General features: G+C 66.2%; 1 protein-coding gene. It reads left to right on the top strand.

The window, feature by feature from the left end; translation table 11 throughout:
* Positions 1–151 (top strand): DUF1616 domain-containing protein (locus EXE44_RS22045; protein ID WP_342764976.1); only part of this gene is annotated, 151 nt, incomplete at its 5' end.
* Between the last annotated feature and the right edge of the window lie 77 nt (positions 152–228).

Genomic DNA, 228 nt, shown 5'->3' on the forward strand with positions numbered 1-228 from the left:
GGAGTTCCGGGCGTCGCTCGCCGGTGAGAACGTGCGCTTCGTGACGTATCTCTACCGAGGGGATCCGCCCGAGAACCCGACGGCCGACACGGCGTACAGGACCACCTACGTTTGGTTGGACATCCAGCCGTCCGCGGCGAGCGGTGAGTAAGCGATGTGGCCGTGGAGTCACCTGGCGGTCGGGTACGTCGCGTTCTCGGCGTTTGTCCGGATCGCGTTACGGCGTCG

Source organism: Halorubrum sp. SS7 (assembly GCF_005435055.1).
GTDB lineage: Archaea > Halobacteriota > Halobacteria > Halobacteriales > Haloferacaceae > Halorubrum > Halorubrum salinarum.